The sequence below is a fragment of the Burkholderia sp. AU32262 genome (assembly GCF_020419985.1).
GTDB lineage: Bacteria > Pseudomonadota > Gammaproteobacteria > Burkholderiales > Burkholderiaceae > Burkholderia > Burkholderia semiarida.
This window is the reverse complement of the sequence record NZ_JAIZRS010000062.1, coordinates 1-3,190: the sequence shown is the minus strand read 5'-3', so window position 1 is coordinate 3,190 and position 3,190 is coordinate 1. Positions and strand designations below refer to the sequence as shown.

At 58.3% G+C, this 3,190-nt stretch carries 2 protein-coding genes, 3 tRNA genes and 1 pseudogene; all 6 read left to right on the top strand.

Annotated features, from left to right (window positions below; genetic code table 11):
- Nucleotides 1–683: 683 nt before the first annotated feature.
- Nucleotides 684–1,170: pseudogene (locus LGN10_RS33270) on the top strand (IS66 family transposase); the annotation flags it as partial.
- 42 nt (nt 1,171–1,212) lie between these two features.
- Entirely contained in the window at nt 1,213–1,683 is a 471-nt protein-coding gene (locus LGN10_RS33265; protein ID WP_226226275.1) for a GNAT family N-acetyltransferase, read from the top strand.
- 591 nt (nt 1,684–2,274) lie between these two features.
- A tRNA-Tyr gene (locus LGN10_RS33260) sits at nt 2,275–2,360 on the top strand.
- Nucleotides 2,361–2,403: 43 nt separating this feature from the next.
- Nucleotides 2,404–2,477: transfer RNA gene (locus LGN10_RS33255), tRNA-Gly, on the top strand.
- 22 nt (nt 2,478–2,499) lie between these two features.
- Nucleotides 2,500–2,574: transfer RNA gene (locus LGN10_RS33250), tRNA-Thr, on the top strand.
- A gap of 66 nt (nt 2,575–2,640) precedes the next feature.
- Nucleotides 2,641–3,190: GTP-binding protein (locus LGN10_RS33245; protein WP_226226273.1), on the top strand; the 550-nt coding region annotated here is incomplete at its 3' end.

Sequence of the window (3,190 nt, the reverse complement as noted above, 5' to 3'; positions counted from 1 at the left end):
CCCGAACAGGACCGTGAAACGACTCCACGCCGATGATAGTGCGGATTCCCGTGTGAAAGTAGGTAATCGTCAGGCTCCCTAAGCCAGAAACCCCCGCCCGACAAGGCGGGGGTTTTTGCATTTCGGCCGGCGAAAACAACTTCTCCATGGCAATGGCAAGAGCGGACAGGGTGTCGCCGCTCCCGGCTCCCTTGCCGCACGTTCCTCGCGACTGTACTGCTCTGCCACGAGAGCCGCGACATTGTTATCAAGCGCCATTTTCGATCCAACTCGCCGCATCTCGCCCTAAAGAGCCCTATCGGGGCGCGGCGCACGCTTGGCTTGCGGCAAGAAGCGAATCGACGCACGGGCCTGCTATGCCGTGCGCGTATTGCGTGTCCGACAGGATCAACAATCGGCGCGATTCTTTTCGACGGTCGCTCGGTGGACCGTCCCGTACCGAGTAAATTTCTTCGATGAGCGAATAGGCGATGTCGCCTACGCGGCCACCCATCGCAGGGATGTGTTCCCGTGTCGGCGCGTGCCGTATTCGGATCGCCGATCAGAGAGCTCCGCAAGAGGAGCTCGGCGCACCATGCTTCGCTCTTGAATCGCCGCTTCAGTTCAAGTTGCCGGGCAGCGCGCGTCGGATGTCGATGCACCGGCGCCATATATCGGCTTTATAACGACTTCGTAAGCGTGAGGTGGGAGTGGCTACGCAGCCGATGATCAATTTGATGCGCGACGCGCTGCTCGAGTCGGACGTGATCTACGGCGACGAGACAACGTTCCAAGTGCTGAAGGAGCCAGGACACCGGCGAAGAGCTACCTGTGGGCGCAGGTCAACGGCGCTAGGCCACAGTACGGATGTTCTCGTACTCGCAGGGGCGCGGCGCCCAGCACGCGCGGAAGCTCTATGCCGGCGTGCAGCCTGGCACCGTGCTGATGATTGACGGGTACGAGCTCTATAACGGCATCGCCCACGATCATCAACTCGTGCATCTGGGTTACTGTTCGTTGACACGGTTGCCCAGTGCGCAAGCCGGCGCCAACCTGTACTCTCTCGTCGAAACGTACAACGCGAACGGCATCAATCCGTATCGATATCTCGTCTGGCTATTTGCCAGGCTGCCGTTGGCCGAGACTGTCGATGACTACGCCGAGCTACTGCCTTGGAAATTATTGCCCTGACCTAAACTGAGCGATCGCACCGCTTACGAGCTTACATCCCCGATGAATGACAGCCTGGTGAACAGGGTCGCGCTGGTCCCCTTCGAGGAAAGCGCAACTGAAACGCAGGAGCTCTTCGCGCAATATGAGGCTGCGCTGCGCGATCACATCGATTCCGCGTTCGGTTGGGATGATGAGTTTCAACGGCGTCGATTTATAGAGTCTTACACCCGCTCTGATATACGATTGGTCAGAGTTGGCGCCAATACAGCAGGTTACGCGGTCGTCAGGATGCTAGACGACGCTATTCACCTGTCGCTTCTGATACTGAAACCAAGCTTCCAGCGGCAGGGGATTGGAAAAGACGTTCTGACATCGCTGATGTCAGAGGCCGCGCGGACCGGAAAGGCCATCACACTGTCTTGCCTCCGCTCAAATTCGGAGGCTGTTGCGTTCTACGAATCGATGAAATTTCAAGTCACGTCTACCGAGGAACACTTCCTAAATTATCGATTTCCAAAACCTACCAAGTAGTTTCATCCGACGAAGCTGACTCCGGGTCGTGCGCACCTGCTGCGTTATTAGATGACCGCTTACGGTGCAACCACAAAAAGTGTCGTTCCAGAGAGGCGGGTGCATGGAGGTCTTTACCGGGGGTAGGCGGGCGACTCGAGACGGCCTCATGCCTTGCGGTGAAGCCGGCGAACGCAGCAGTAGTCGAAACCGGCGACGGAGCCGGCAGCAATCGTCAGAAGGGGTGCGTCGTCGTCGGCTGCAGAGCCTTTATTTCACTCCGGAGGCACCGCGCCCAACCTCCAGGAGCAACCACCAGCCGGCTCGCCAAACTCGCCCGGCACGAAATTTGCGGAAAATTTGCGCCTACCCGCTTGGCATTGTGCGAAAGAGGCCGTATGATGGCGGTCTTTCGTTTTTAGCGCAGATGCAGATCGGCGTTGAAGGCGGAGTCTGACGAAGATGTGGTGCCGGTCGGCAACATCTCGCGCTTGCCTTAGCCGGGCAGGGGCGACGATCGGCGGGAAGCAGAGGTCGGGAAGAAAGTGAAAATAATCTTCCGGATATGCTTGACAAGAGTGCGATGCACCCCCATAATCGTCAGTTCTCTACGGAGGGGTGCCCGAGTGGCTAAAGGGGGCAGACTGTAAATCTGTTGGCTTACGCCTACGTTGGTTCGAATCCAACCTCCTCCACCAAGATATCAGCGCAGTGAGCGGCAAGGAATCGTTAGTGGCCCGTGCGGGTGTAGCTCAATGGTAGAGCAGAAGCCTTCCAAGCTTACGACGAGGGTTCGATTCCCTTCACCCGCTCCAGACCGCTAAGTTGAAGCGTAGCGCCCATGTGGCTCAGTGGTAGAGCACTCCCTTGGTAAGGGAGAGGTCGGCAGTTCGATCCTGCCCATGGGCACCAGCAGTAAAAAGTCAGTGTCTTGTTTGCGCGCGGCGCAACCTGTGAAATTCCTTTTGGGAGTTGAAAATGGCCAAGGAAAAGTTTGAGCGGACCAAGCCGCACGTGAACGTTGGTACGATTGGTCACGTTGACCACGGCAAGACGACGCTGACGGCAGCGATCACGACGGTTCTGACGAAGAAGTTCGGCGGCGAAGCGAAGGCGTACGACCAGATCGACGCGGCACCGGAAGAAAAGGCGCGCGGCATCACGATCAACACGGCACACGTCGAGTACGAAACGGCTAACCGCCACTACGCACACGTCGACTGCCCGGGCCACGCTGACTACGTGAAGAACATGATCACGGGCGCGGCGCAGATGGACGGCGCGATCCTGGTTTGCTCGGCAGCAGACGGCCCGATGCCGCAAACGCGTGAGCACATCCTGCTGGCGCGTCAGGTTGGCGTTCCGTACATCATCGTGTTCCTGAACAAGTGCGACATGGTTGACGACGCGGAACTGCTCGAGCTGGTCGAGATGGAAGTTCGCGAACTGCTGTCGAAGTACGACTTCCCGGGCGACGATACGCCGATCGTGAAGGGTTCGGCAAAGCTGGCGCTGGAAGGCGACACGG

Bases quoted from the DNA above. Each gene is read 5' to 3' on its own strand.
- LGN10_RS33265 (WP_226226275.1), top strand. From the start codon at position 1,213: ATGAATGACAGCCTGGTGAACAGGGTCGCGCTGGTCCCCTTCGAGGAA.